27 protein-coding genes are annotated in these 22,622 nt (G+C 69.8%); 18 read left to right on the top strand and 9 right to left on the bottom strand.

The annotated features are described in order from the left end of the window. Nucleotides 1-4: 4 nt before the first annotated feature. Both ACY1JX_RS03200 and ACY1JX_RS03195 read right to left on the bottom strand, forming a co-directional pair. On the bottom strand, nt 5-889 hold the full coding sequence (locus tag ACY1JX_RS03200) for a hypothetical protein (RefSeq protein ID WP_181755614.1): 885 nt from the start codon (nt 887-889) through the stop codon (nt 5-7). Next, a complete protein-coding gene (locus ACY1JX_RS03195; RefSeq protein ID WP_462565188.1) occupies nt 883-1,401 on the bottom strand; it encodes a hypothetical protein in 519 nt (172 codons plus the stop codon). The genes ACY1JX_RS03200 and ACY1JX_RS03195 overlap by 7 nt, the downstream gene beginning before the upstream one ends. 125 nt (nt 1,402-1,526) lie before the next feature. Here ACY1JX_RS03195 and ACY1JX_RS03190 point away from each other — a divergent pair, with 125 nt between their 5' ends. From ACY1JX_RS03190 to ACY1JX_RS03150, 9 genes are all read left to right on the top strand, one after another. After that, the gene (locus tag ACY1JX_RS03190; RefSeq protein ID WP_376785951.1) at nt 1,527-2,243 is read left to right on the top strand and encodes a helix-turn-helix transcriptional regulator; all 717 of its coding nucleotides are present in this window, start codon (nt 1,527-1,529) and stop codon (nt 2,241-2,243) included. Continuing rightward, nucleotides 2,240-3,676 (top strand): Fe-S cluster assembly protein SufB, encoded by a 1,437-nt coding sequence (gene sufB / locus ACY1JX_RS03185; protein WP_181755616.1) that lies wholly within the window; start codon nt 2,240-2,242, stop codon nt 3,674-3,676. The genes ACY1JX_RS03190 and sufB overlap by 4 nt, the downstream gene beginning before the upstream one ends. Nucleotides 3,677-3,708: 32 nt before the next feature. Next, complete coding sequence (sufD, locus tag ACY1JX_RS03180; RefSeq protein WP_462565187.1) at nt 3,709-4,887, top strand: Fe-S cluster assembly protein SufD; 1,179 nt, start codon at nt 3,709-3,711, stop codon at nt 4,885-4,887. After that, nucleotides 4,884-5,210, top strand: coding sequence for a Rieske (2Fe-2S) protein (locus ACY1JX_RS03175; protein ID WP_181755617.1), 327 nt, complete (start codon nt 4,884-4,886; stop codon nt 5,208-5,210). The genes sufD and ACY1JX_RS03175 overlap by 4 nt, the downstream gene beginning before the upstream one ends. Further along, nucleotides 5,207-5,965, top strand: coding sequence for a Fe-S cluster assembly ATPase SufC (gene sufC, locus ACY1JX_RS03170; RefSeq protein ID WP_462565186.1), 759 nt, complete (start codon nt 5,207-5,209; stop codon nt 5,963-5,965). Before ACY1JX_RS03175 ends, sufC begins: the two co-directional genes overlap by 4 nt. Before the next feature lie 2 nt (nt 5,966-5,967). Continuing rightward, nucleotides 5,968-7,200 carry a cysteine desulfurase gene (locus ACY1JX_RS03165; protein WP_181755619.1) on the top strand — a complete coding sequence of 411 codons (1,233 nt, stop codon included), beginning with the start codon at nt 5,968-5,970 and terminating at the stop codon, nt 7,198-7,200. Nucleotide 7,201: 1 nt separating this feature from the next. Next, on the top strand, nt 7,202-7,657 hold the full coding sequence (gene sufU, locus ACY1JX_RS03160) for a Fe-S cluster assembly sulfur transfer protein SufU (RefSeq protein WP_181755620.1): 456 nt from the start codon (nt 7,202-7,204) through the stop codon (nt 7,655-7,657). After that, nucleotides 7,654-8,013, top strand: coding sequence for a metal-sulfur cluster assembly factor (locus tag ACY1JX_RS03155; RefSeq protein WP_181755621.1), 360 nt, complete (start codon nt 7,654-7,656; stop codon nt 8,011-8,013). Before sufU ends, ACY1JX_RS03155 begins: the two co-directional genes overlap by 4 nt. Nucleotides 8,014-8,240: 227 nt before the next feature. After that, entirely contained in the window at nt 8,241-9,842 is a 1,602-nt protein-coding gene (locus tag ACY1JX_RS03150; protein ID WP_462565185.1) for an ABC-F family ATP-binding cassette domain-containing protein, read from the top strand. A gap of 18 nt (nt 9,843-9,860) precedes the next feature. Here the strand turns inward: ACY1JX_RS03150 and ACY1JX_RS03145 are convergent, their stop codons facing one another. The 3 genes from ACY1JX_RS03145 to ACY1JX_RS03135 form a co-directional block, all read right to left on the bottom strand. Further along, on the bottom strand, nt 9,861-10,751 hold the full coding sequence (locus tag ACY1JX_RS03145) for a phospholipase A2 (RefSeq protein WP_462565184.1): 891 nt from the start codon (nt 10,749-10,751) through the stop codon (nt 9,861-9,863). A 150-nt stretch (nt 10,752-10,901) separates the two neighbouring features. Continuing rightward, nucleotides 10,902-11,633 carry an SURF1 family cytochrome oxidase biogenesis protein gene (locus ACY1JX_RS03140; RefSeq protein WP_462565183.1) on the bottom strand — a complete coding sequence of 244 codons (732 nt, stop codon included), beginning with the start codon at nt 11,631-11,633 and terminating at the stop codon, nt 10,902-10,904. Continuing rightward, nucleotides 11,634-11,915, bottom strand: a complete 282-nt coding sequence (locus ACY1JX_RS03135) for a DUF3099 domain-containing protein (protein WP_078698267.1) — start codon at nt 11,913-11,915, stop codon at nt 11,634-11,636. A 60-nt stretch (nt 11,916-11,975) separates the two neighbouring features. Here ACY1JX_RS03135 and ACY1JX_RS03130 point away from each other — a divergent pair, with 60 nt between their 5' ends. Beyond that, entirely contained in the window at nt 11,976-12,191 is a 216-nt protein-coding gene (locus tag ACY1JX_RS03130) for a dodecin (RefSeq protein ID WP_078698266.1), read from the top strand. Between the two features lie 7 nt (nt 12,192-12,198). Here the strand turns inward: ACY1JX_RS03130 and serB are convergent, their stop codons facing one another. Further along, nucleotides 12,199-13,431 carry a phosphoserine phosphatase SerB gene (serB, locus tag ACY1JX_RS03125; protein ID WP_286928992.1) on the bottom strand — a complete coding sequence of 411 codons (1,233 nt, stop codon included), beginning with the start codon at nt 13,429-13,431 and terminating at the stop codon, nt 12,199-12,201. 50 nt (nt 13,432-13,481) lie between these two features. Here serB and ACY1JX_RS03120 point away from each other — a divergent pair, with 50 nt between their 5' ends. Genes ACY1JX_RS03120 through ACY1JX_RS03105 form a run of 4 tightly spaced genes read left to right on the top strand, consistent with a single transcriptional unit; the run spans nt 13,482 to nt 16,548 of the window. Next, complete coding sequence (locus ACY1JX_RS03120) at nt 13,482-14,285, top strand: ABC transporter ATP-binding protein (RefSeq protein WP_181755625.1); 804 nt, start codon at nt 13,482-13,484, stop codon at nt 14,283-14,285. A gap of 8 nt (nt 14,286-14,293) precedes the next feature. Continuing rightward, nucleotides 14,294-14,743 (top strand): NfeD family protein, encoded by a 450-nt coding sequence (locus ACY1JX_RS03115; protein ID WP_462565182.1) that lies wholly within the window; start codon nt 14,294-14,296, stop codon nt 14,741-14,743. After that, nucleotides 14,744-15,829 (top strand): SPFH domain-containing protein, encoded by a 1,086-nt coding sequence (locus tag ACY1JX_RS03110; protein ID WP_181755627.1) that lies wholly within the window; start codon nt 14,744-14,746, stop codon nt 15,827-15,829. Between the two features lie 5 nt (nt 15,830-15,834). Further along, nucleotides 15,835-16,548 carry a lytic transglycosylase domain-containing protein gene (locus ACY1JX_RS03105; protein WP_462565181.1) on the top strand — a complete coding sequence of 238 codons (714 nt, stop codon included), beginning with the start codon at nt 15,835-15,837 and terminating at the stop codon, nt 16,546-16,548. A 16-nt stretch (nt 16,549-16,564) separates the two neighbouring features. On the opposite strand, the gene ACY1JX_RS03100 is transcribed toward ACY1JX_RS03105, so the two are convergent. Next, complete coding sequence (locus ACY1JX_RS03100; RefSeq protein WP_462565180.1) at nt 16,565-17,092, bottom strand: YbhB/YbcL family Raf kinase inhibitor-like protein; 528 nt, start codon at nt 17,090-17,092, stop codon at nt 16,565-16,567. An 18-nt stretch (nt 17,093-17,110) separates the two neighbouring features. Between ACY1JX_RS03100 and ACY1JX_RS03095 the strand changes: the two genes are divergently transcribed. Next, a complete protein-coding gene (locus ACY1JX_RS03095) occupies nt 17,111-17,908 on the top strand; it encodes a TrmH family RNA methyltransferase (protein WP_462565179.1) in 798 nt (265 codons plus the stop codon). Between the two features lie 16 nt (nt 17,909-17,924). Here the strand turns inward: ACY1JX_RS03095 and def are convergent, their stop codons facing one another. Beyond that, nucleotides 17,925-18,443: a peptide deformylase gene (def, locus tag ACY1JX_RS03090; protein WP_462565865.1), complete on the bottom strand. Its 519-nt coding sequence runs from the start codon at nt 18,441-18,443 to the stop codon at nt 17,925-17,927. Nucleotides 18,444-18,646: 203 nt separating this feature from the next. Between def and ACY1JX_RS03085 the strand changes: the two genes are divergently transcribed. Together ACY1JX_RS03085 and ACY1JX_RS03080 are read left to right on the top strand one after the other, a co-directional pair. Beyond that, entirely contained in the window at nt 18,647-19,954 is a 1,308-nt protein-coding gene (locus ACY1JX_RS03085) for an acyl-CoA dehydrogenase family protein (RefSeq protein ID WP_462565178.1), read from the top strand. A 14-nt stretch (nt 19,955-19,968) separates the two neighbouring features. After that, the gene (locus tag ACY1JX_RS03080) at nt 19,969-21,183 is read left to right on the top strand and encodes an acyl-CoA dehydrogenase family protein (protein WP_194956257.1); all 1,215 of its coding nucleotides are present in this window, start codon (nt 19,969-19,971) and stop codon (nt 21,181-21,183) included. 30 nt (nt 21,184-21,213) lie between these two features. On the opposite strand, the gene ACY1JX_RS03075 is transcribed toward ACY1JX_RS03080, so the two are convergent. After that, the gene (locus ACY1JX_RS03075) at nt 21,214-22,233 is read right to left on the bottom strand and encodes a zinc-dependent alcohol dehydrogenase family protein (protein WP_286928981.1); all 1,020 of its coding nucleotides are present in this window, start codon (nt 22,231-22,233) and stop codon (nt 21,214-21,216) included. Between the two features lie 19 nt (nt 22,234-22,252). On the opposite strand from ACY1JX_RS03075, the gene ACY1JX_RS03070 reads away from it, so the two are divergent. Then, nucleotides 22,253-22,615, top strand: coding sequence for an FKBP-type peptidyl-prolyl cis-trans isomerase (locus ACY1JX_RS03070; protein WP_181755632.1), 363 nt, complete (start codon nt 22,253-22,255; stop codon nt 22,613-22,615). Nucleotides 22,616-22,622: the final 7 nt, after the last annotated feature.

Here is a 22,622-nt window from a genome sequence, read left to right as displayed (position 1 = left end):
ACTGTCAGTCGACCTCGGTGACGATGGATTGGACTTCGAGGACCGGCACGGCGGTCGTGGCCGTCGTGCTGATCGTGAGCAGGTCCTGGGCGCCGGCCGGGACGTCGATGACCTGGCCGCCCATCTCGAAGCGGATGTCGTACGTGATCGTCATGGTGGCCTGGTAGTCCCCGGCTCGCCGGAACGTCATCGAGCACTCGTCCGACTTCGCGGTGACCAGCGGGCAGTCGATCGTCTGGCCGCCGGCGCTGACGGTCATGCCGCGCGGCGAGGCGATCGCTCGCATGCCGAGGGCGGGGGAGCCCACGACCTCGCCGGCGGGGGCGCCCTCGGCCCACCACCAGGTGTCGAGGTTCACCAGCGTGCGCGTGGGCGGGTTGAACACCGCGGTCACGGTGGGTAGCTGCAGGGCGCCGCGGGCCGCCTCGATGCGGTCGAGGATCGTGACCATCTCGAACTCGGTGTCCCAGTAGTAGGTGCGGATCTCCTCGGCGTCGGCGTTCTCCTTGCACGACGTGAAGATGAGCTTCTCCGCATCCTCGGGCTTGTCCTTCAGGCTCGGGTCGTCCTCGCGAGCCTTCTCGATGTCCTGGATCGCGGCCGGGTCGTTCATGTAGCAGGCGCGGTTGCCCTGGCAGAACTCGTTCCACAGATCGAAGAAGGTGCACTCGGGCGTGGCGGGGGTGCCGCCCCCGCCACCGTCGCCGCCGCCTCCATCGTCGCTGCCGCCCGACCACGTGATGCAGCCGTACTGCAGGCCGTCGGCCGCGGGATCGGTGTCGCCCCAGGCGGTGCAGACGGGGTCGGCGTGGGCCGGGACCATGAGCACGAAGAGCGTGACCATGACGGTGGCCAGCAGGGCGCCCGTGCGCCGGGCGAGGGTCAGCACGAGATCCCGCTCGGGGTGTCGGCCTCGCCCACGATGAGCCAGGTGCCGTCGGTCTGCTCGAGCCGGTGGCTGCTGGCGTACCAGCCGGCGGCCTCGGGCTCGACGACCTCGCCGTCGGCCTCGGCGCCCCACTTGTCCTCATTGACGCAGACCGTGGCGATCGCGGAGGTCCCGTCGACGGTGGCGGTGTAGTCCCGCAGTTCCGGCTCGCCGGTGCGGCGGAAGTTCCCGGCCTCGAACTGCGCGTAGCGCGCGAGCATCGGCTCGGTCTCCGAGGGGGCCAGGGTGCGGCTGAAGTCGGCCGTGTCGTAGGCGCCCGAGGTCTCGACCCGGACGCGCTCGTTCCAGTAGGCCTCGAGGACCGCGACGGCCTCGTCCTGCGCGGAGGCGGTCGGCGTGGGCGTCGTGGTGGCGGGCGTGTCGGAGCCGTCGTCGCCACCGCAACCGCCCAGCAGCAGCGCCCCGGCCAGTGCCATCGCGCACGTCGTGATGCGCATCCCCCTTGCAAGCATGGGCACGATTGTAGTGAAGAACCGCCGCCCGGTCTCCCACACGGTGGGCGCGACGGGAGTGAGGTGCGGCTCACTGAGGCGAGCCTTCGTTGAATGCGGGGAATCAATAACGCAACAATGGTGTTGTGAAATACGTGAGCGTGGATCATGAGGTGTCGTCGGTCGACGACCTCTCCACGCGCGATCGCGTCGCCGAGAGCATCCTGGAGAACGGTCCCAGCACCGCCACGAGCCTGGCCACCCGCCTCGGACTCACCCCCGCCGCCGTGCGTCGCCACCTCGAGCACCTCGTCGAGCACGGCCTCGTGGAGTCGCGCGAGGAGCGCGTCCGGGGCCAGCGTCGCCGCGGCCGCCCCGCCCGGGTCTTCGTTCTCACTGCCGCCGGCCGCGACACGTTCGCCCACACGTACGACGACCTGGCCGCCGACGCGCTGCGCTTCCTGCGCGCCACCGGCGGCGACTCCGCCGTCATGGACTTCGCACGTCACCGGCTGGCCGAGTTCCGCAACCGGTACGAGCGGCTGCTGGCTGACGTCCCGGTCGAGGACCAGGCCTCGGTGCTGGCGCGGGCGCTGACCGACGACGGCTTCGCGGCCTCGGCCAGCTCCACCCCGCTCGGCGAGCAGATCTGCCAGCACCACTGCCCGGTGGCCCACGTCGCCGAGGAGTTTCCCCAGCTGTGCGAGGCCGAGACCGAGGTCTTCGCCGAGCTGCTGGGCTCCCACGTCCAGCGCCTGGCGACCATCGCCCACGGCGATGGCATCTGCACCACGCACCTGCCCCGCACCACCCAGTCCACCCATGTCACCGCTGTGTCTCCAACTGAAGGGGAGTCGTCATGACGACCACGAACGACACGACCTCGATCGAGGACCTGAACCCGGGTCTGAAGGATGTCGGAAACTACGAGTTCGGCTGGCACGACGCCGACGTCGCCGGAGCCAGCGCGCAGCGCGGCCTCAGCGAGGCCGTCGTGCGCGACATCTCGGCCAAGAAGAGCGAGCCCCAGTGGATGCTCGACCTGCGCCTGAAGGGCCTCAAGCTCTTCAACCGCAAGCCGATGCCCACGTGGGGTGCCGACCTCGACGCGATCGACTTCGACAACATCAAGTACTTCGTCCGGTCGACCGAGAAGCAGGCGACCACGTGGGAGGAGCTCCCCGAGGACATCAAGAACACGTACGACCGCCTGGGCATCCCCGAGGCCGAGAAGCAGCGCCTCGTCTCCGGCGTCGCCGCGCAGTACGAGTCCGAGGTCGTCTACCACCAGATCCGCGAGGACCTGGAGCAGCAGGGCGTCATCTTCCTGGACACCGACACCGCGCTGAAGGAGCACCCCGAGCTCTTCGAGGAGTACTTCGGCACCGTGATCCCGGTCGGCGACAACAAGTTCGCCGCGCTGAACACGTCGGTCTGGTCGGGTGGCTCGTTCATCTACGTGCCCAAGGGCGTCCACGTCGACATCCCGCTGCAGGCCTACTTCCGGATCAACACCGAGAACATGGGCCAGTTCGAGCGCACGCTGATCATCGCCGACGAGGACTCCTACATCCACTACGTCGAGGGCTGCACCGCGCCGATCTACAAGACCGACTCGCTGCACTCGGCCGTCGTGGAGATCATCGTGAAGAAGGGCGCCCGCGTCCGCTACACGACCATCCAGAACTGGTCGAACAACGTCTACAACCTCGTCACCAAGCGCGCCACGTGCGAGGCCGGCGCCACGATGGAGTGGGTCGACGGCAACATCGGCTCCAAGGTCACGATGAAGTACCCGGCCGTCTACCTCATGGGCGAGCAGGCCAAGGGCGAGACGCTGTCGATCGCGTTCGCCGGCGAGGGCCAGTACCAGGACACCGGCGCAAAGATGGTGCACGTCGCGCCGAACACGTCCAGCTCGATCCTGAGCAAGTCCGTCGCCCGTGGCGGCGGCCGCACGTCCTACCGCGGCCTGCTCCAGGTCAACGAGGGCGCCTACGGCTCCGCCAGCACCGTCAAGTGCGACGCGCTGCTGGTCGACCAGATCAGCCGCTCGGACACCTACCCGTACGTCGACGTCCGCGAGGACGACGTGACCCTCGGCCACGAGGCGACCGTCTCCAAGGTCAGCGACGACCAGCTCTTCTACTTCATGCAGCGCGGCATGGAGGAGGACGAGGCCATGGCGATGATCGTCCGCGGCTTCGTCGAGCCCATCGCTCGCGAGCTGCCCATGGAGTACGCGCTGGAACTGAACCGACTCATCGAGCTGCAAATGGAAGGGGCTGTTGGATGACCGCGTTGACTCCCGTTGTGGGTGACGAGCGAATGGCTGGTGCAAACAACGACCAGCTGGCCGCCGCCTTGGAGTTGGACCACGTCCAGAGCCACCTGCACCCCGAGCCGTCGTACGACGTCGAGGCCCACCCCAAGCCCACCGGCCTGGAGGAGATCTGGCGCTTCACGCCGCTCAAGCGGCTGCGTGGACTGCTCGACGGCACGCCGTCGGACGCCAGCCTGGAGTGGAAGGACGAGCTCCCCACCGGTGCCACGCTGACCACGATCACCACCGACGAGGCCAAGGCGATCGGCGGCATCGCGCCGCTCGACCGCCTCGCGGCTCTCGCCGTGCAGAACGCCGGCGGCGCCACGCTGCTGTCGATCGACGGCGAGCTCGACGCCCCGGCGCGCATCCGCCTGAGCGGCACCTCGGTCGAGCAGACCGTGTGGGGCCACGTCGTCGTGAAGGTGGCGCCGTTCTCCAAGGCCACGATCGCGTTCGACCACGTCGGCTCGGCCACCTACGCCACGAACGTCACGTACGTCGTGGGCGACGGTGCCCAGCTCGACGTCGTGAACCTGGTCGACTGGGAGGACGACGCCGTCCACGCCGTGCAGAACGGCATCAGCGTCGGCCGCGACGCGGCGGTCCGCTTCTTCGAGTTCACCCTCGGTGGCGACCTCGTCCGCTCGTCGACCAACGTCGACTACCGCGGCCCCGGTGGCAGCGTCGACCTGCTCGGCATCTACTTCGCCGACGCGGGCCAGCACCTCGAGCACCGCCAGTTCGTCGACCACACGGCGCCCCGCACCCGCAGCAACGTCGAGTACAAGGGCGCTCTGCAGGGCCAGGACGCGCACACCGTGTGGATCGGCAACGTCCTGATCCGCAAGGTCGCCGAGGGCATCGACACGTTCGAGCAGAACGACAACCTTGTGCTCACCGACGGCGCGCGCGCCGACTCGGTGCCGAACCTCGAGATCGAGACCGGCGACATCGCCGGCGCGGGCCACGCGTCCACGACCGGTCGCTTCGACGACGAGCACCTGTTCTACCTGCAGAGCCGCGGCATCGACCCCACGGAGGCCAAGCGCCTCGTCGTGCACGGCTTCTTCAACGACATCATCCGCCGGATCGGCGTCGAGGACCTGCAGGAGCGCCTCCTGTCGGCGATCGAGGACGAGCTGGCCGCGGTGGTCGGCAACCCCGCGGCGGTGACCGAATGACCTTCAAGGAGGTCGCGAAGCTCGCCGACGTCCCCGAGGGCGCGGCGCTGGGCATCGAGTTCGAGGGGCACGACCTGGCCCTGGTGCGCGACGGTGACACCGTCTACGCCATCCAGGACTGGTGCTCCCACGCCGAGATCCCGCTGTCCGACGGCGACGTCGAGGGCTGCGAGATCGAGTGCTTCCTGCACGGGTCGCGCTTCGACCTGCGCACCGGCAAGGCACTGGGCCTGCCGGCCACCGAACCCGTCCCCGTCTACCAGACCAAGATCGAGGGAGAGACCGTCTGGGTCGACCTCCCGAACCAAGGAGAAACAGCATGAGCACCCTGGAGATCAAGAACCTCCACGTGTCCGTCGACACCGAGGACGGTGCCAAGGAGATCCTCCGCGGCGTCGACCTGACCATCAACTCCGGCGAGGTCCACGCCATCATGGGCCCCAACGGCTCGGGCAAGTCCACGCTGGCGTACTCGATCGCCGGACACCCCAAGTACAAGGTCACCGAGGGCGAGGTGCTCCTCGACGGCCAGAACATCCTCGAGCTGAGCGTCGACGAGCGCGCGCGTGCGGGCCTGTTCCTCGCGATGCAGTACCCGGTCGAGATCCCGGGCGTCTCCGTCGCCAACTTCCTGCGCACGGCCAAGACCGCCATCGACGGCGAGGCCCCCAAGCTGCGCACGTGGGTCAAGGACGTCAACGCGGCGCTCGAGCGGATGACGCTCGACCCGTCGTTCTCCTCGCGCTCGGTCAACGAGGGCTTCTCCGGCGGCGAGAAGAAGCGCCACGAGATCGCCCAGCTCGAGCTGCTGAACCCGAAGTTCGCGGTGCTCGACGAGACCGACTCCGGCCTGGACATCGACGCCCTGCGCGTCGTCTCGGACGGCGTCAACCGCTACTCGGCGCAGGGTGACCGCGGCGTGCTGCTGATCACGCACTACACGCGCATCCTGAACTACATCGAGCCCGACTTCGTCCACGTCTTCGTGGCCGGCAAGCTGGCCGAGACCGGTGGGCGCGAGCTCGCCGAGCTGCTCGAGGCCGAGGGCTACGACAAGTTCACCAAGGCGGCCGTCTGATCATGACCGGCTACGACGTCGAGGCGATCCGCAAGGACTTCCCCATCCTGTCCAGGACGATGGCGGGGGACCGCCCTCTCGTGTACCTGGACAGTGCCAACACGTCGCAGAAGCCGCGTCAGGTCGTCGAGGCGATCGAGCGTCACTACCTCGAGCACAACGCGAACGTCGCGCGGGCGATGCACCAGCTCGGTGCGGAGGCCAGCGAGGCGTTCGAGCTCGGGCGCGACAAGGTGGCGGGATTCATCAACGCGCCGCGTCGCGAGGAGGTCGTGTTCACCAAGAACGCCTCCGAGGCGCTCAACCTGGTGGCACGCGTCCTCGGCGACGCCGGTCGCGTGGGTGCGGGTGACGAGGTCGTGGTGACCCAGATGGAGCACCACTCCAACCTCGTGCCGTGGCAGCTGCTCACGCAGCGCACGGGCGCCGACCTGCGCTGGTACGGCGTCACGCCCGAGGGCCGGCTCGACCTCGACTCCCTCACCCTCACCGAGCGCACCAAGGTCGTCTCGGTCACGTGGGTCTCGAACATGCTCGGCACGATCAACCCGGTCGCCGAGATCGTCCGGCGCGCCCACGAGGTGGGTGCGCTGGTCGTCATCGACGCGTCGCAGGCCGTGCCGCAGCTGCCGGTCGACGTGGCCGCGCTGGGCGCCGACTTCGTCGCCTTCACGGGCCACAAGATGGTCGGTCCCACGGGCATCGGTGTGCTGTGGGGCCGCTACGACCTGCTCGCCGAGCTGCCGCCGTTCCTGGGCGGCGGCGAGATGATCGAGACCGTGTCGATGGAGCGCACCACGTTCGCCGCGCCGCCGCACCGCTTCGAGGCCGGCACACCGCCGATCGCGCAGTCGGTCGGCCTCGGCGCCGCGGTGGACTACCTCAGCGCCCTCGGCATGGAGAACGTCGCCGCGCACGAGCAGCGGATCACCGCCTACGCGCTGGACGCGATGAAGGAGCTGACCGGCGTCACGATCGTCGGCCCCAAGGAGCCGGTCGACCGCGGGGGAGCGATCAGCTTCACGATCGACGGGGTGCACCCGCACGACGTGGCGCAGCTGCTCGACTCGCAGGGCGTCGCCGTGCGCGCCGGTCACCACTGCGCGAAGCCGCTGCACGCGCACTTCGGCGTGCAGTCCACCACGCGCGCCTCGTTCTACCTGTACACGACCGAGGCCGAGATCGACGCGCTCGTCGCGGGGATCCGCCACACCCAGTCGTACTTCGGAGCCTGAGATGAACGCAGCGAACGTCGATGCGATGTACCAGGAGATCATCCTGGACCACTACAAGCACCCCCACGGTGCGGGTCTGCGCGACCCGTACGAGGCCGAGGTCCACCACGTCAACCCGACCTGCGGCGACGAGATCACGCTCCGTGTGCACCTCGAGGGCAACACGGTGGCCGACGTCTCGTACGACTCCGTGGGCTGCTCCATCAGCCAGGCCTCGGCCTCGGTGCTGAACGACCTCGTGGTCGGCAAGGACGTCGACCACGCACTGACCACACTCAACGCGTTCCAGGAGCTCATGCAGGGCCGCGGCCACGTCGAACCCGACGAGGACGTGCTCGAGGACGGGATCGCCTTCGCGGGCGTCGCCCAGTTCCCCGCGCGCGTCAAGTGCGCGCTGCTGTCCTGGATGGCCTGGAAGGACGCCGTCGCCCAGGCTTCGGCCAAGGAGGAAGCATGACCACCGACCACAGCGATCTGCCCGACGTGACCGTCCAGCCCGGCGCCACCACCCAGGAGGACGTCGAGGAGGCGATGAAGGACGTCGTCGACCCCGAGCTGGGGATCAACGTCGTCGACCTCGGCCTCGTCTACGGCGTGCACGTGGACGAGCACAGCAACGCCATCCTGCAGATGACGCTCACGTCCGCGGCCTGCCCGCTGACCGACGTCATCGAGGACCAGACCCGCGCCGCCCTCGACGGCCTCGTCAACGACTTCCGCATCGAGTGGGTCTGGATGCCGCCGTGGGGCCCGGACAAGATCACCGACGACGGCCGCGAGATGTTGCGCGCCCTCGGCTTCAACATCGGCTGACCGCCCGCCACCCCTCACCACTTTTGGAACGGGATGCACGTCTCTGAGCGATCAGAACGTGCATCCCGTTCCAAAAGTGCGCAGGAGCGCGGACGGCGGCGACGATTTCGCGCCCGGGGGATCGCTCCGTAGACTGGCTCGGTGGACATGATCCGGCTGGAGTGACGCGCGAGCACCTGCTCGACCCCTGCGTCCTCGCCCCGTCCATCCCTCACGAAGGCTCTTCCATGATCACCGCCTCCTCCGTGGAGCTGCGCTTCGGCGCGCGCGTCCTGATGTCCGACGTCTCCTTCCAGGTCGCCAAGGGCGACAAGATCGGCCTCGTCGGCCGCAACGGCGCCGGCAAGACCACCCTGACCAAGATGCTGGCCGGGGCCGGCGGCGAGCCCGCCGAGGGCACCATCACCCGCACGGGCACGGTCGGCTACCTGCCGCAGGACCCGCGCGTCGGCGACCCCAACGTCACCGCCCGCGACCGCATCCTGTCGGCGCGAGGCCTCGACGAGGCGCTGCGCAAGATGCGCAAGGCCGAGAAGGAGATGGCCTCGGAGGACTCGGCGCTCGCCGAGGACGCGATGCGCCGCTACTCCCGCGCCGACGCCGAGTTCGGCGCCGGGGGCGGGTACGCGGCCGAGTCCGAGGCGGCGACGATCGCGGTCGCGCTGGGTCTGCCCGAGCGCGTCCTCGAGCAGCCGTTGAGCACCCTGTCCGGCGGTCAGCGCCGCCGTATCGAGCTGGCGCGGATCCTGTTCTCCGACGCCGACATCCTGCTGCTCGACGAGCCCACCAACCACCTCGACGCCGACTCGATCGTGTGGCTGCGTGGCTTCCTGAAGAGCTTCTCGGGAGGCCTCGTGATCATCAGCCACGACGTCGACCTCGTCGCGGAGACCGTCAACAAGGTCTTCTACCTCGACGCCAACCGCGGCGTCATCGACATCTACAACATGGGCTGGCGGCCCTACCTCAAGCAGCGCGAGGCCGACGAGGCCCGGCGCAAGCGCGAGCGCGCCAACGCCGTGAAGCAGGCCGAGCGGCTCATCGACCAGGGCAACCGGATGCGCGCGAAGGCCTCGAAGGCGACCGCCGCCCAGCAGATGCTCAAGCGGGCCGAGAAGATGATGGCCGGCCTCGAGGACGAGCGCGCCGTGGACAAGGTCGCCAAGATCGCCTTCCCCAAGCCCGCTCCGTGCGGCAAGACGCCGCTCATGGCCACGGGACTGTCGAAGTCGTACGGGTCGCTGGAGATCTTCACCGACGTCGATCTGGCGATCGACCGGGGGAGCCGCGTCGTCGTGCTCGGACTCAACGGTGCGGGCAAGACCACGCTGCTGCGTCTGCTCGGCGGCGCCGACCGGGCCGACACCGGCGAGATCATCGCGGGCCACGGCCTCAAGATCGGCTACTACGCCCAGGAGCACGAGACGCTCGACACCTCGCGCTCGGTGCTGGAGAACATGCAGAGCGCGGCGCCGCACCTCACCGACACCGAGGCGCGCAGCGTGCTGGGCTCGTTCCTGTTCACCGGCGACGACACCGCCAAGCCGGCGGCCGTGCTCTCCGGCGGCGAGAAGACCCGTCTGGCGCTGGCGAGCCTCATCGTCTCGAGCGCCAACGTGCTGCTGCTCGACGAGCCGACCAACAACCTCGACCCGGCGTCGCGCGAGGAGGTGCTGGCGGCGATCCGCTCCTACGAGGGCGCGATCGTGCTGGTCACCCACGACGAGGGCGCCGTGCAGGCGCTCGAGCCCGACCGCGTGCTGCTGCTGCCCGACGGCGACGAGGACCTCTGGTCGGACACCTACGCCGACCTGGTCAGCCTGGCGTGATCGCCGCCCGACTCCCATTCAGCAGGTCTTGGACTTGAGCCGCTTGACCGAACTGGTTTTGTCGTTGAATTTGAATGCCGCGGCCTTCAGGTCCTTGATCGTCCGGCCTGCGCGGACGCAGATCTGGCGATCCTTGAAGTTGTCGTCGTCGTAGAGCACCCAGGCGTAGGCCGAGTTGTTCACGACGGAGCTGGTCTTGTCGCCGAAGCCGTATGAGTCCAGGTTCTTCACGGACGTCGCGGTCGAGTCGACGGGGTAGCCGGACTTGCCGCCGAACGTGATGCGGCGGTCTTTCTGGTTCTTGTCGTCGAACAGGCACAACGCGCCCGGGGTGCACTCGGAGTTGAAGAACGCGTTCTGCGGGTTGCCCCACAGTCCTGCCGAGCCGGCCGTGGACTTCGACACACCGCGATAGATCTTCTCGGCTTCGACGCGGCAGTGCAGAATCGTCTTTCCGGACGGGAGGTCCTTTCCGCGATTGGCGCACTGCCACTTCATGTCGGCCAGGAACCTCGTGTCGACCTTCGTCTTCTGTGCGTTCGTCGACCGGAGAGCCAGTCCGTGCTTAAGGTTCCTGCCGTGGTTGCGGTAGCCGAAGTCGTGACGATTGCAGGACGCGCGGAAGAACCTCTTCCACGCGGGGAGTACGACCGCGTCCGAAGCCGAGCAGCCGTCTGCGGACCAGTCGAGTCCCTGCCCGCCCGTAGCCCTGGTCCCCTGTGCCGTGCGCGCCTTGTTCGCGACGGTGGTGAAGTCAGCCAGGTTCTGCGTCAGGCGATGGTCGGCGGCCTTCGTCTTGGCCGCACGAGACGGCGCGGCATGGGCCGGCGCCGACGTGATGAGCATGGCCGCGATGGCCGAGAAGGCGATGAGAAGTGAACGGACCGCGGGACGTGATCGTGGCGTCATGCGCGCACACTACGGAGACACCGAGCCTCCGTGCAACAGTGAGTGGCACCTGCCGTCGTTTGCGCTGGTCAGCGGTCCGGCAACACCATGGCGGACCGTCGCGGTGAGGCAGAGCGACGAAGGTGTTACCGGCCTCACCACACACGGGACCTACACGGACACGGACGACTTGCGGCGCTCGATCAGCTCGGCCCGGACGAACCAGAAGTAGCCGAACGCGGCCAGCCCGGCGAAGAAGTACCACTGGATCGAGTAGAACAGGTGCGGTCCGGTGCCCAGGTCGGGCTCGGCCGGGCCTTCGAGGCCGTCCTGCTCGGGCGAGGTCATGGCGACGAAGCCCGGCAGCGGCTCGGCGCCGAGGAAGTCGGCCCACCGCTCGCCGTTGACGGCTCGCACCTGCCCGTCGCGCGGCGTCGTCGCCGCCTTGTCGGCCGTGCTGGCGGGCTGGAGCCATCCCGTGACGGTCACTGGCCCCGTGGGGGCCGCCGGGACGTCCTCGGGTGCCTCGCCGTTGCGCGGACCCTCGATCCAGCCGCGGTCGACGAGCACGACCGTGCCGTCGTCCAGCCGCAGCGGGGTGACGACCTGCACGCCCGGCCGGCTGTCGCGATGCGCGAACCGCACGGTGACCTCGTGCGCGGAGTCGAACGTGCCGGTGGCCGTGACGGCGCGGTACTCGAGGTCGGGGTCCCAGCCGTCGGCGACGACCTCGGCGACGGGCGCCGGGTCGGCCTTCAGGTTCGTCTTGACGACGGCGTTGTCGGCCTTGCGCTGCTCCCAGCGGTCGTACTGCCAGCCGCCGAGCATGAAGCACGTGACCGCCATGACGACGACGAAGACCGCCAGCCCGATCCAGCGCGGGCTTGCCAGGAAGCGCAGCACCTACTGGTCCAGCTGCTTGCGGTCGACCCCGAACGGGGACGGCCCGTCGCCCGAGCTGCGGATCGCCGAGTTGCCGATGACGACGGCCACGTAGGGCAGGAACACCGCGCCCACGAGGAGCACCCAGCGGATCCAGTGGTCGACGGCGACGAAGCCGATGAAGCAGGCCACACGGACGGCCATGGAGATGAGGTAGTTGCGCTCGCGATGGTCCACCTGGGCGCTGAAGGGCTCGCGCGCACTGGTGATCGAGTGCACCTCTTCGGGGTCGCGCCGGGCCATGTCCCCAGTCTACGCCGTGGGTCCCGCGCGCGGCCTGCGGCCGGGTGGGACGATGGCCCCATGAGCAACCGCACCTACCGTGTCACCGAGATCGTCGGAACGTCCCCGGTCGGGGTCAGCGAGGCCATCGACAGCGGCATCGCCCGCGCCTCCCAGACCCTGCGCCACCTCGACTGGTTCGAGGTCGTGGGCATTCGGGGCCAGGTCGAGGACGACAAGGTCTCGCACTACCAGGTCACCCTGAAGCTGGGCTTCCGCCTCGAGGACGACGAGTAGCAGCCGGTCAGGTCGCCGGCGGCGCGTCGGCGGCGTCGGCCGCCTCGACCTCCTCGCGCGTGATGCCCATGAGGTAGACGATCGCGTCGAGGTACGGCACGTTCACCGAGGTCTGCGCCTGGTCGCGCACGAGCGGCTTCGCGTTGAACGCGATGCCCAGTCCCGCGGCCGCCAGCATGTCGAGGTCGTTGGCGCCGTCGCCGATGGCCACGGTGTTGCGCACGTTGATGCCCGCCTGCTCGGCGAAGAGGCGCAGCGCCTCGGCCTTGCCGGCGCGGTCGACCACGCGCCCGAGGACCCGGCCGGTCAGCGCTCCGTCCTGCACCTCGAGGTCGTTGGCGGCGAAGTAGTCGATGCCGAGGTCGTCCGCGAGCCGCTCGATGATCTGTGTGAAGCCGCCGCTGACCAGGGCGAACCGGTAGCCGAGGCGCTTGAGCGTGCGGATCATGGTGCGCGCGCCGGGCGTGAACTCCAGGTCCCGGTAGACCTCGTCGAGGGCGGAGGCCGGCACGCCGCGCAGCTGGGCCACGCGCTCGTGCAGCGACTCGGCGAAGTCGAGCTCGCCGCGCATGGCCCGCTCGGTCACCTGGGCCACCGCCTCCTCACAGCCGGCGTGCGCCGCGAGCATCTCGATCACCTCGCCCTGGATCAGCGTGGAGTCGACGTCCATGACGACGAGGCGCTGCGCGTGACGCAGGATGCCGTGCTCCTGCACCGCCACGTCGGTGCCAAACCGGTGGCCGATCGCGGCCAGCTCGGATTGCAGGGCCTCCGACGCGGCGCCCGAGACCTCCATCCGGATCGCCGTGACGGGGTAGCGCGCCATGCGGACGATGCGGTCGATGTTGCCGCCGAGCTCGTTGATCCCCTCGGTCAGGGCCGCCAGGGCGTCGGGCATCAGCGGTGCGCCGAGGATGACCACCTGGGCGCGGCCGATCCTGCGGGGCCGGTTGTCGCCGGTGCCGTGGACGACCTCGACCTCCAGGCCCAGGTCGGCACCGACCGAGGCCAGGTCGGCCTCGAAGCCGGGCACCTCGTCGGGGATGGTCACCAGGACGCTCAGCACGAGCCGGCCGCGCACGACCAGCTGCTCGACGTCGATCACCTCGACGTCGTGCGCGTCCAGCGCGGAGAACACCCGGGTGGAGACGCCGGAGCGGTCGGGACCGCTGAAGGTGACCAGCACCGTGGGCTCGGTCAGGTGCAACGTGGGGACGTGGCCCGGGGCTGGCGTGCTCATCGTGTCGAGGGTATCGGCAGGACGTTGAGGCGAACCGATAGGTTGGACGTGTGACCGCCGTGTTCGACCTGACCGACGTCACGATCGTGCGCTCGGGCAAGACTCTCCTGGACCGCGTCTCGTGGCGCGCCGAACCGGGGGAGCACTGGGTCATCGTGGGCCCCAACGGAGCCGGCAAGACCACGCTGCTCCAGGTCGCGTCCGCGAACATGCACCCCACCTCCGGCACCGCCGAGATCCTGGGCGAGCGACTCGGCTCCGTCGACGTCTTCGAGCTGCGCCCCCGCATCGGCCACACCAGCGCCGCGATCGCCGAGCGCGTGCCGGCCGACGAGACGGTGCGCAACCTCATCCTGTCGGCCGCGTACGCCGTGCTCGGCCGCTGGAACGAGGAGTACGACGACGAGGACCACCGCCGCGCGATGGCGATGCTGGCCGAGCTAGGCATCGCGCCGCTGGCCGACCGCACCTTCGGCACCCTGTCCGAGGGCGAGAAGAAGCGCGTCCTGCTGGCGCGCTCGCTCATGACCGATCCCGAGGTCGTGCTGCTCGACGAGCCGGCCGCCGGCATGGACGTCGGCGCCCGCGAGGACTTGGTCGAGAGCCTCGAGGCCCTCGCGTCCGACGAGTTCGGCCCCTCGCTCGTGATGGTGTCGCACCACCTCGAGGAGATCGCCCCCGGCTTCACGCACGCGCTCCTGCTGTCGGGCGGCTCCGTGGTGGCGTCCGGGCCCATCGACCAGGTGCTCACGTCGCAGAACCTCTCCCTGGCGTTCCGCCAGCGGCTCGAGGTCACGCACGACGCGGGACGATTCTCGGCTCGGCGTCCGCCCTCGCGGCGCCGCGCGAACTAGGAGGCGACATGGACTGGTTCGGCGACGACATCTGGGTCACGTGGGCGGCGCTCGGCGTCCTCATGTGCCTCATCGAGCTGGCCAGCGGCGAGCTGATCTTCCTGATGTTCGGCATCGCGGCCTTCGCGGCCGCCGTGGCCGCCGCGGCCGGTGCGCCGATGGCGCTGCCGCTGGCGATCTTCGGCGTCGTCTCGGTGGCGCTGCTCGCCCTCGTCCGCCCGCGGATCGCCGCGCGGGTCCACGACGGGCCGTCGCTGCCCGTCGGCCAGCAGGGCCTGGTGGGCCAACTGGCGATCGTCGAGGAGGTCGTGAACCGCCATGCCGGTCGTGTCCTGATCGGTGACGTCCACTGGACCGCCCGCCCGGTGGATCCCGAGGCGACCTACGAACCGGGCGACGAGCTGCTCGTCGCCGCCATCGACGGTGCGATCGCCCGCGTCGTCCGTAAGGAGAGCTGAATGTTCGCATCCGCAATGCTGGTCTTCTTCATCCTGCTGGTGGTCCTGCTGATCGTGACCGCAGCGATGAGCCTGAAGATCATCCCGCAGAACTTCGCCGGGATCGTGGAGCGCCTGGGGAAGTACCGCACCACCCTGACGCCCGGGCCGCACCTGATCGTGCCGTTCCTCGACCGCGTGAAGTACCGGGTCGACCAGCGTGAGCAGGTCGTCTCGTTCCCGCCGCAGGGCGTCATCACCGAGGACAACCTGACCGTCGAGATCGACACCGTCATCCTCTACACGGTGAACAACCCGGTCGCCGCGACGTACGAGATCGTCAACTACATCGAGGGCATCCACCAGCTCACGACCACGACGCTGCGCAACATCATCGGCGGCATGACCCTCGAGCACGCGCTCACCAGCCGCGACCAGATCAACCGCACGCTGAGCGCCGAGCTCGACGCGGCCACGGGCCGCTGGGGCATCAAGGTCAGCCGGGTGGAGCTCAAGAGCATCGATCCGCCGCCCACCATCATCGACGCGATGGAGAAGCAGATGCGCGCCGAGCGGGACAAGCGCGCCGCGATCCTCACGGCGGAGGGTGAGCGTCAGTCGGCCATCCTGAGCGCGGAGGGCCAGAAGCAGGCCGCGATCCTCACGGCCGAGGGCCAGAAGCAGTCGGCGATCCTGACCGCCGAGGGTGAGAAGACCGCCGCGATCCTGACCGCGCAGGGCGAGGGCCGCGCGATCGAGACCGTCTTCCAGGCGATCCACGACGGCAACCCCGACCAGAAGCTGCTGTCCTACCAGTACCTGCAGACGCTCCCGAAGATCGCGCAGGGCCACAACGCCTCGACCTGGATCATCCCGGCCGAGGTCACCGCGGCCCTGAGCACCATCGGCAACGTCGTCGGCTCCATCCCCGTGGACGGCGGTGGCTCGCACAAGCGCGTCGACCTCGACGAGCCCGTCGAGACCGCCAGCACGGCCCCGGCCGAGACCAGCAGCGCCGTCGAGGAGGCCATCCGGGCCGCCAAGCAGGCCGAGTCGCCGATCTCCACCCAGGACGATCCGCCGACCGGTCAGCCCCCCACGGCCTGAGCCGGATGGACCGAACCAGGATCCTCGTCCTCGGCGCCGCCGTGCTGGCCACGGCGGCGATCGTCGTGGCCTGGCTGGTCGTCGGCCGGTCGGACGACGCCGATCCGATCAGCGGGCCCCCGGCCGAGCAGGCCGAGGAGGTCCCGCTGGCCGACGGCTCCACGACCGAGCCCGACGAGGACTGGGTCACCCGGACCGCCGCCGACCGCCAGATCCCGGTGCGGGCGATGCAGGCCTACGCCCGCACCGAGATCAGCGAGCGTGAGAGCGCGCCCGCGTGCAACCTCCGCTGGAACACGCTCGCGGGCGTCGGGTCGGTCGAGTCGGCCCACGGCACGCTGGGCGGCGCCGGCCTCGACGCGGCGGGCGTGTCGAGCCGCAGGATCATCGGCCCGCCCCTCAACGGCGAGAACGGCACCCGGGCCATCGAGGCCACCGAGGCGTCCACGGCCCTGCACGGCGACGAGCAGTGGGACCGCGCCGTCGGCCCGTTCCAGTTCCTGACGTCGTCGTGGGAGCTGTACGGCGCCGACGCCGACGGTGACGGCCGGGCAGACCCGCACGACATCGACGACGCGGCCCTGGGCGCCGCGCGACACCTGTGCGCGAAGGAGCGCGACCTGGCCGGCGACGGCTGGGTCAAGGCGGTCTTCGCCTACAACAACTCGATGGCCTACGTCGAGAAGGTCCGCGGCATCGCCGACAGCTACGCGAAGTAGCGTCAGGCCTGCGCCCTCACCACTGCCAGGTGCCGTGGATGATCGCGCGGCCGAGCGTCTTGAACGCGAGGTTGAACCCGACGACGGCGGGGGAGGCCGACGCGTCGACGCCCAGCGTCTCCTCGCCGACGGCGTGCACCACGAAGAAGTAGCGGTGCGGCTGGTCGCCCTCCGGGGGAGCGGCGCCCATGAAGTTCAGGCCGCCGCCGTCGTTGCGCACGTGGAAGGCGTCGCCGGGCAGGGAGTCGTCGCTCGCGCCGGCGCCCGTGGGCAGCTCGGTGACGTCGGCCGGGATGTCGACGGCCACCCAGTGCCAGAAGCCCGACACGATCGGCGCGTCCGGGTCGAAGCAGGTGACGACGAACGACTTAGTTCCCTCGGGTGCGCCACTCCACGCCAGGTGGGGCGACGTGTCGCCGTGGGCGTTGACCTGGTCCTCCTTCAGCGAGGCGCCGTCGGTGACGTCGTCGCTGACGACGGTGAACGAGGCGGCGGAGGGGAGCAGCGGGTACGGATCGGGAGTCACGGGTCGGTCGAGGCTCATGCCACCTAACCTAGTGCGGTGGCCGAACTCATCGCACTCGACGACCCCCGCGACGAGCGGCTCCGCGACTACACCGACCTGCGCGACGTGCAGCTGCGCCAGAGCGTGGAGCAGGAGCGCGGCATCTACATCGCCGAGGGCACGAAGGTCATCGAGCGGGCGGTCGCCGCGGGGCACGAGCCGAAGTCGCTGCTGCTCGCACCGCGCTGGCTCGGCACGCTGTCGGACATCCTCGAGTCGACCGACGCGCCCGCCTACGTGCTGGACGAGAAGTCAATCGAGCGGGTCACCGGCTTCCACGTCCACCGTGGAGCGCTCGCAGCGATGCACCGGCCGGCCGAGCGCAGCGTCCACGACGTGCTGGCCACCGCGCGTCGCGTCCTCGTGGCCGAGGACCTGGTCGACCACACCAACATCGGCGCGATCATGCGCAACGTGGCGGCGCTCGGCTTCGACGCGGTGCTGCTGTCACCGCGGTGCGCCGACCCGCTCTACCGTCGCTCGATCAAGGTGGCGATGGGGGCGGTGTTCTCCCTGCCCTGGGCGCGGATCGACGACTGGTACGCGGCCCCCGCACTGCTGCGCGAGCACGGCTTCACGACGTACGCAATGACCCTGTCCGACGACGCCGTTCCGATCGACGCGGTCGAGCCCGCGGAGCGCTCGGCCGTCATCGTCGGCTCCGAGGGCCCGGGCCTCAGCGAGCACTGGCAGCGCGAGTCGGACCACCGCGTGATCATCCCGATGGCGGCCGGCATCGACTCGCTCAACGTCGCGGCGTCCACCGCGATCGCCTGCTGGCAGTTCCGGCCCTGAGTCCCGCGTCGCCGGGTCAGTCCTCCTCGGGCTCCTCGCCGACCGGCCAGTCGTCCTCGTACTCGTCGGCCAGCTGCTGGTGCTGCTTGTAGAGCTTCTTGCGTGCCTTCTCCGGGACGCGGTCGCCGAAGACCGTGCCGAAGAGGTGGTCCGTCTCGTGCTGGAGGCAGCGGGCCAGCAGGCCGGTGCCCTCGAACTCGACCGGTTCGCCGTGGTGGTCGAAGCCCGTGACCCAGGCGTGGTCGGGGCGGCCGCACTCGGTGAAGGCGCCCGGCAGCGAGAGGCACCCCTCGTCGGCGACGTCGAGCTTGCGCTCGGTACCGTCGGGGAGGCGGAGCACGGGGTTGCAGACGACTCCGGTGATGCGCTGGTGGTCGGCGTCGGGGCAGTCGAACACGAAGACCTTGAGGTCCTCGCCGACCTGGTTCGCGGCCAGGCCGACGCCCTCGGCGGCGTACATCGTGGCCACCATGTCGGCCACGAGGACGGCGAGGTCGTCGTCGAACGCGGTGACGTCCTTCAGCTCCCGATGCATCACGGGCGTGCCCCATCGGGTGATGGGTCGCACGGAGCCTCCGGAGGGCAGGGGGCGGGACTGGTCGGCAGAGGGCGTTTCGGTCACGCTTCAGCCTATCGAGAGGCCGACACGCGCAGCCGCTGGCAACCGGGTCCCAATTCAGATACCATCGGTATGCGAAACTGTAAACGACAGTTTTTGCAATCACTGAGGGAGTGAACGTGGCGGGTAAAGACCCCATGGCCTACGGACTGCGCGCGCTGAACAAGCTGGCTGCCTCCGAGACGCTCGACCGCATCGGTCTGCGCAAGTTCGCCGAGCGCGCCGTGCATGGCTCGACGAAGGCCGGATTCCAGGCGATCGGTGCGGCCCAGCGCACGTTCACCAAGGTGGCGGGCAGCTCGCAGGGCAGCCGCGTGGCTGCGACGCAGCCGTCCGGCGTGTTCGACCTGACGCCCACCGAGGACCAGCAGATGATGGTCGACGTCATCGGCGAGTTCGCCGCCGAGGTGCTGCGCCCCGGTGCCGAGCAGGCCGAGGCCGCCGACGACACGCCCAAGGAGGTGCTGGCGCAGACCTCCGAGTTCGGCCTGAGCCTGCTCAACATCCCCGAGTCCCTCGGCGGCCTGGCCGAGCAGCGTTCGGCCGTCACCGGCGTGCTCGTCGCCGAGGCGCTGGCGAAGGGCGACATGGGACAGGCCGTCGCCTGCCTCGCGCCGTCGGCCGTGGCCACCGCGATCTCGCTGTGGGGCACCGAGGGCCAGCAGCAGACCTACCTGCCGTCGTTCACCGACGGTGACGTGCCGGCCGCCGCGCTCGTCGTGGCCGAGCCGGTGCCGATGTTCGACCCGCTGTCGCTGACCACGGTGGCGAAGCGCGCCGAGGGCGGCTACGTCCTCAACGGCCTCAAGTCCGGTGCCGTGCGCGGTGCCGAGGCCGAGCTGCTCGTCGTGGCCGCCGACGTCGAGGGCCGCGGCCCGTCGATGGTGATCGTCGAGGCCAACACCGACGGCGTTGCCGTCGCGGCCGACCCCGGCATGGGCCTGCGCGCGGCCGGACTGTCGCGGATCCAGCTGACCGACGTGCACGTCGGTGAGGACGCGATCCTCGGCACGGCGCAGGACTACCGCGAGATGGTCCGCCTGTCCCGGCTCGCGTGGGCCGGGCTCGCGCTCGGCACGGCGCAGTCGGTGCTCGACTACGTCAAGGAGTACGTCACCACCCGCGAGGCGTTCGGCGAGCCGATCGCCCATCGCCAGGCCGTGGCCTTCACCGTCGCCGACATGGCGATCGAGCTCGAGGGCATGCGGCTGGTCACACTGAAGGCCGCGTCGCGCGCCGAGCGCGGCGCCGAGTTCGCCCGGGAGACCGCGCTGGCCCGCCGCCTGAGCACCGAGTACGGCATGAAGATCGGCACCGACGGCGTGCAGATGCTGGGCGGCCACGGCTTCGTGAAGGAGCACCCGGTCGAACGGTGGTACCGCGACCTGCGTGCCGTCGGCGTGATGGAAGGAGCAGTCCTCATCTGAGGACGGGAGAGATCATGATCTACCTCGAGACCCCCAAGAAGTTCCGTGGCTTCGTCCAGCAGGCCCACGACGTCGCCAACGAGTTCCTGCGCGCCAACTCGCGCAAGTACGACCTCGCCGAGCACAGTTACCCCAAGGAGCTCGACCTCCTGGCCTCGCTGATCGACGGCCTGAACGAGTCGGGCAACAGCACGGGCGCCGGCGCTGCGGGCGTCCGCGTCAAGGACGAGAAGAAGAAGGACCAGGGAGTCCGCAACGCCACCAACATGGCGTCGGTGCTCTCGGTGATCGAGATGTGCTGGGGTGACGTCGGCCTGCTGCTGTCGATGCCGCGTCAGGGCCTGGGCAACTCGGCGATCGCCTCGGTCGCCACCGACGAGCAGGCCGAGCGCTTCAAGGGCACGTGGGCCTCCATGGCGATCACCGAGCCCAGCTTCGGCTCGGACTCGGCCGCCATCAGGACCACCGCCACGAAGGACGGCGACCACTACGTCCTGAACGGTGAGAAGATCTTCGTCACCTCGGGCGACCGGTCGGACTCCGTGGTCGTGTGGGCCACCCTCGACAAGACGCTGGGGCGCGCGGCGGTGAAGTCGTTCGTCGTGCCGAAGTCGCTGCCCGGCATCCGGGTGGAGCGCCTCGAGCACAAGCTCGGCATCCGGGCGTCGGACACCGCGGTCATCGTGCTCGACAACTGCCGCGTGCCGGCCGAGAACCTGCTGGGCGACCCGGAGATCGACACGTCCAAGGGCTTCGCCGGCGCGATGGCCACGTTCGACAACACGCGACCGCTCGTCGCGGGCATGGCCGTCGGCTGCGCCCGGGCCTCGCTCGAGGTCATGCGCGACCTCATCGAGCAGGCCGGCCTGACGATCGACTACGACCGCTCGCCGGCGCTGCAGCCGCACGTGGTGGCCGAGTTCCTGCGGATGGAGGCCGACTGGGAGGCAGCGCTGCTGCTCACCCTCGAGGCGGCGTGGATGGCCGACAACCGCCAGGCCAACTCGCTGCAGGCCTCGATGGCCAAGGCGAAGGCCGGCCGCTCGGGCAACGACATCACGCTCAAGTGCGTCGAGCTGGCCGGGTCGCTGGGCTACAGCGAGACCGAGTTCCTGGAGAAGTGGGCCCGCGACTCCAAGATCCTCGACATCTTCGAGGGCACGCAGCAGATCCAGCAGCTCATCGTCGCCCGACGGCTGCTGGGGCTCACCAGCTCCGAGCTGAAGTGAGCCCCCAGGGCTGAGCGCGGCGGGCCGCGATCAGGGACGCAGCAGCGCCTTGATCGCGGTCCGCTCGTCCATGGCCCGGTAGGCGTCGGACACCTGGTCGAGCGTGAACGTCTGGTCGAAGACGGCTCCGGGCTGCAGCGCGCCCGACAGCACCTCGGGGACCAGCTCGTCGAGGTAGCGGCGCACGGGCGCCACGCCACCGGCGAGGGCCTGGTTGCGACCGAACATCGCCGGGACGTTCAGCTCGACGCCGTGCGGCACGCCGACGTAGCCGACGGTGCCGCCGGGACGCAGGGACAGGAACGCCTGCTTCATCGACTCACCGGTGCCCACGCACTCGAGCACGGCGTCGGCGCCGATGCCGTCGAGGATCTCGCGGACCTCGGCGGCGCCCTCCTTGCCGCGGGTCTCGACGATGTGGTCGGCGCCGAAGCGGCGAGCCAGCTCCTGGCGGTCGGCGTGGCGCGACATCGCCACGACGGTGGAGGCGCCGAGCCGCTTGGCGGCCAGCACGCCCGACAGGCCGACCGCGCCGTCGCCGACGACCGCGACCGTGGAGCCGGCCGTCACGCCGGCGCTGAAGGCCGCGTGGTGACCCGTGGGGAAGACGTCGGTGAGCGCGAGCAGGTGCGGGAGGAGCTCGTCGTCCACGTCACCCGGAACGGCCACCAGGGTCCCGTCGGCCTGCGGGACGCGCACGAGCTCGGCCTGGCAGCCCTCGTAGCCGCCGCCGTTGACGCACGAGGTCTGCACGCCGTTGCGGCAGTGCGCGCAGGTGTTGTCGCTGTACATGAACGGCGCGATCACGAAGTCGCCGACCGAGATGCCGGAGACGTCCGTGCCGACGCGCTCGACGATGCCCACCTGCTCGTGGCCGATCTGGTGCGCCTCGGTCTGCGGCTTGTTGAGGCCGCGGTAGGGCCACAGGTCGCTGCCACAGACGCAGGCGGCCACGACGCGGACGATCGCGTCGGTGTCGGCCTCGATGTCGGGATCGGGCAGGGTGTCGAGTCGGATGTCGCCGGGGGAGTGAAGGACTGTCGCGCGCATGCGTGCAAGGATGGCAGACATGAGTGAAAAGCCTGAAGTCGATTTCACCCCCGGCCCCGCTCCGACGGACCTCGTCATCGAGGACGTCACCATCGGTGAGGGCGAAGAGGCCGTCAACGGCGGCGTCGTCGACGTCCACTACGTGGGCGTGGACTTCGAGACCGGCGAGCAGTTCGACTCCTCCTGGGACCGCGGCCAGTCGGCCAAGTTCCCGCTGCCGCAGCTGATCGGCGCCTGGCAGCAGGGCATCCCGGGCATGAAGGTCGGCGGCCGCCGCAAGCTCATCGCCCCCCCGGAGCTGGCCTACGGTCCCGCCGGCGGCGGACACCGTCTGTCGGGTCGCACGCTGGTCTTCGTCATCGACCTGCTCGGCGTCGGCTGAGCCGACA

It is taken from the genome of Aeromicrobium sp. JP4, from assembly GCF_054957925.1.
Note: the sequence above shows the minus strand (reverse complement) of the source record. Positions and strands in the feature narration are given on the sequence as shown.

Excerpts from the sequence above, each read along its gene's own strand:
- ACY1JX_RS03195 (WP_462565188.1), bottom strand. The coding sequence starts at position 1,401 with ATGCTTGCAAGGGGGATGCGCATCACGACGTGCGCGATGGCACTGGCC.
- sufB (WP_181755616.1), top strand. The coding sequence starts at position 2,240 with ATGACGACCACGAACGACACGACCTCGATCGAGGACCTGAACCCGGGT.
- sufD (WP_462565187.1), top strand. The coding sequence starts at position 3,709 with ATGGCTGGTGCAAACAACGACCAGCTGGCCGCCGCCTTGGAGTTGGAC.
- ACY1JX_RS03175 (WP_181755617.1), top strand. The coding sequence starts at position 4,884 with ATGACCTTCAAGGAGGTCGCGAAGCTCGCCGACGTCCCCGAGGGCGCG.
- sufC (WP_462565186.1), top strand. The coding sequence starts at position 5,207 with ATGAGCACCCTGGAGATCAAGAACCTCCACGTGTCCGTCGACACCGAG.
- ACY1JX_RS03165 (WP_181755619.1), top strand. The coding sequence starts at position 5,968 with ATGACCGGCTACGACGTCGAGGCGATCCGCAAGGACTTCCCCATCCTG.
- sufU (WP_181755620.1), top strand. The coding sequence starts at position 7,202 with ATGAACGCAGCGAACGTCGATGCGATGTACCAGGAGATCATCCTGGAC.
- ACY1JX_RS03155 (WP_181755621.1), top strand. The coding sequence starts at position 7,654 with ATGACCACCGACCACAGCGATCTGCCCGACGTGACCGTCCAGCCCGGC.
- ACY1JX_RS03150 (WP_462565185.1), top strand. The coding sequence starts at position 8,241 with ATGATCACCGCCTCCTCCGTGGAGCTGCGCTTCGGCGCGCGCGTCCTG.
- ACY1JX_RS03145 (WP_462565184.1), bottom strand. The coding sequence starts at position 10,751 with ATGACGCCACGATCACGTCCCGCGGTCCGTTCACTTCTCATCGCCTTC.
- ACY1JX_RS03135 (WP_078698267.1), bottom strand. The coding sequence starts at position 11,915 with ATGGCCCGGCGCGACCCCGAAGAGGTGCACTCGATCACCAGTGCGCGC.
- ACY1JX_RS03130 (WP_078698266.1), top strand. The coding sequence starts at position 11,976 with ATGAGCAACCGCACCTACCGTGTCACCGAGATCGTCGGAACGTCCCCG.
- serB (WP_286928992.1), bottom strand. The coding sequence starts at position 13,431 with ATGAGCACGCCAGCCCCGGGCCACGTCCCCACGTTGCACCTGACCGAG.
- ACY1JX_RS03115 (WP_462565182.1), top strand. The coding sequence starts at position 14,294 with ATGGACTGGTTCGGCGACGACATCTGGGTCACGTGGGCGGCGCTCGGC.
- ACY1JX_RS03110 (WP_181755627.1), top strand. The coding sequence starts at position 14,744 with ATGTTCGCATCCGCAATGCTGGTCTTCTTCATCCTGCTGGTGGTCCTG.
- ACY1JX_RS03105 (WP_462565181.1), top strand. The coding sequence starts at position 15,835 with ATGGACCGAACCAGGATCCTCGTCCTCGGCGCCGCCGTGCTGGCCACG.
- ACY1JX_RS03100 (WP_462565180.1), bottom strand. The coding sequence starts at position 17,092 with ATGAGCCTCGACCGACCCGTGACTCCCGATCCGTACCCGCTGCTCCCC.
- def (WP_462565865.1), bottom strand. The coding sequence starts at position 18,443 with ATGCATCGGGAGCTGAAGGACGTCACCGCGTTCGACGACGACCTCGCC.
- ACY1JX_RS03080 (WP_194956257.1), top strand. The coding sequence starts at position 19,969 with ATGATCTACCTCGAGACCCCCAAGAAGTTCCGTGGCTTCGTCCAGCAG.
- ACY1JX_RS03075 (WP_286928981.1), bottom strand. The coding sequence starts at position 22,233 with ATGCGCGCGACAGTCCTTCACTCCCCCGGCGACATCCGACTCGACACC.
- ACY1JX_RS03070 (WP_181755632.1), top strand. The coding sequence starts at position 22,253 with ATGAGTGAAAAGCCTGAAGTCGATTTCACCCCCGGCCCCGCTCCGACG.